Source organism: Peribacillus sp. NPDC058002 (genome assembly GCF_042886655.1).
GTDB classification, from domain to species: domain Bacteria; phylum Bacillota; class Bacilli; order Bacillales; family DSM-1321; genus Peribacillus; species Peribacillus aracenensis.
In genome coordinates this window covers 1-2,276 of record NZ_JBHVQU010000407.1, presented here as the reverse complement: position 1 = coordinate 2,276, position 2,276 = coordinate 1, and the positions used below count along the sequence as shown (strand labels likewise).

At 33.3% G+C, this 2,276-nt stretch carries 2 protein-coding genes and 1 pseudogene; 2 read left to right on the top strand and 1 reads right to left on the bottom strand.

Going from position 1 to position 2,276, the window contains the following annotated elements; genetic code table 11:
• Positions 1–194 precede the first annotated feature (194 nt).
• Positions 195–758: an HPP family protein gene (locus ACFVSH_RS25650; RefSeq protein WP_387599152.1), complete on the top strand. Its 564-nt coding sequence runs from the start codon at positions 195–197 to the stop codon at positions 756–758.
• Positions 759–1,037: 279 nt separating this feature from the next.
• Positions 1,038–1,334 (top strand): annotated as a pseudogene (locus ACFVSH_RS25645) (DNA alkylation repair protein); the annotation flags it as partial.
• Between the two features lie 135 nt (positions 1,335–1,469).
• On the opposite strand, the gene ACFVSH_RS25640 reads toward ACFVSH_RS25645, so the two are convergent.
• On the bottom strand, positions 1,470–2,276 hold an 807-nt coding region (locus tag ACFVSH_RS25640), incomplete at its 5' end, for a DMT family transporter (protein WP_387708578.1).

Sequence of the window (2,276 nt, the reverse complement as noted above, 5' to 3'; positions counted from 1 at the left end):
TCAATTAATATTTCTATGAACAAATTGAGGTGAAATCTATAATGAAAGATTCACAGACATAAGGGGGATTGTTAACTGTTTTATGGAAAACAAACAAATATATATTTAAAAATTCATTGTTTTCCTGTAAGATATCAATATGTAAAAACCTTGTCGACTTGTCGGCTTACTTAGAAAACGTGAGGAAAACATAAATGATGGAATTCGAAAAAAGTCTTGAAAAAAGTTGGAGCAATCAACAAAATGCAGGTTTAACAGCATATTTAAAGAAAATGAAGGGCGAAGCTAGAGAAAAAGACAGAATTGATTATATGGATTCCTTTGTTTCAGCCATAGGTGGACTCATTGCCATTATCATTATTAGTTTTATAGCTGTCTATTTAGGATATCCTATGGCATTAGCTCCTCTTGGGGCGAGCTGCGTTATTGTTTTTGGTGCGCATAAAAGTCTCTTGTCACAACCCCGTAATGTTGTTGGTGGACATATAATCTCTACAACATCAGCCCTTATCATTTGGAGCATTTTTGGTAAGAGCCTATTCATTATTGGCCTGGTACTGGCTATTGTATTAATTATTATGACTTTTACAAAAACCGTTCACCCTCCCGCAGCAGCAAGTGCCCTTGTTTCAATCAATTCTCAAGTTGGTTGGGGATTCCTGATTCCGATTGTAATAGGTACCTTATTATTAGTTTTTGTATCGATGATTTATAATAATTTATTTCAAACAAGACAGTATCCAAAACACTGGTTATGAAAAAAATATTTCATAAACTTTTATATGTGACTCAATATTAAAAAGAGAGATTCCGATTATTGACGAAATTTAGTTTCCTAAAAATTATCCATTAATCTGGCGACCATATTTTCGCAGAATGCAAAAAAGCATGTATGCGATTAAATTCATAAAAGGCATTCGGAATTAATTCGTTCCGAATGCCTTTTGTCTAAAAACAGAAGCCAATTTTGAGAAAGGGTGTTTATTTTACATGATGTTCTTTCCATTAAGTTCATCAGTTGTGTTATTAGCCTGGTGAAAGTTCGAATGTCAGCGGGCTGGAGTTGCTACTGCTGGCTTTTAAGGAATCGGCTTGACGTTGAATTTTCAGAAAGCAAGATTTCCAATAAGCTTGATAGTGGGAAAAATACGATTCACGATTCGCCGGAACGAACGAAATCCGCTATGAGTAATTTTCTATTCACAGTGGGGATTTCATATTTGCCACACCAAGAAAAGGTGTAGGGACTGCAAAGGCAAATGGAATAGTAGAAGGGACAAGAAAAAAGCAGTTTTCTAAATGGTTACGAAAAGTTCCAAAAAGAAGTCAATTAAGAAAGGCTTGTTTTTATACGCAAGTATGTAAGATGTTTTTGAACAAACGAGCCTGTATCCACCTTGGAACAGGCTTTAATGTATATATAGAAAATTAATCACGAGAGATATTACGTTTATATTCTTTGAAAAAAATCATGCTTGAATCTGCGATTGTCTAGGATTCTTTTTAAAAATCATTTTCGCTTTAAAATGTGAGAACAAATAACAGCCTATAATCACAATGCCACTACCAATTCCTTGTACCCACGTCATTTTTTCACCTAATAATAGAAAGGCTAAAATCGCAGTGAAAATAGGATTGAAATTCAAGAAAATACCTGATGTTGTTGTACCTAATTTTTGTACACCAATGTTCCAAAGTACCATACATGCTACTGTTGAGATAATGCCTGTATATAAAATAGATTGTATGAAAGAAGTATTTATATTAGACACTGCAAAATTAGAAAAATTAAACGGAAGAAGAACTATAAGTCCAAATATACCAGAATATAATGTAGACATCAGAGGTGTTGTTGTTATCATTGCCCATTTGCTACAAACGGAATATATTCCCCAAACGCATACAGCAGAAATCATATATAAATCACCTGAATTAAATCGTAATGAAAGGAATAGATCAATATTTCCTTTTGAAAGTACCAGTATTACGCCAATAAGCGAAAGGAACATCGAAAACATTTGGAGAATATTAATTCTTTCTTTTAAAAAGAAAAATGAAAAAATAGCAATTGAAATCATGTTTAATGTTGATATTAATCCAACATTAGTGGCGGTAGTTTTCTCTAATGCTGCAAATTGTAATAGATTAAATAGAACCACACCAGTAATTCCCATCAAAAATAAAGGAATGATTGCACTTCGGGGCGGAAATATCTTTCTTTCTTTCCACCATACAATTGGCAAAAGACAACTAATGGCAATGATCCACCTTAAACT

Coding starts and splice junctions, on each gene's coding strand:
- ACFVSH_RS25650 (WP_387599152.1), top strand. CDS start 195: ATGATGGAATTCGAAAAAAGTCTTGAAAAAAGTTGGAGCAATCAACAA.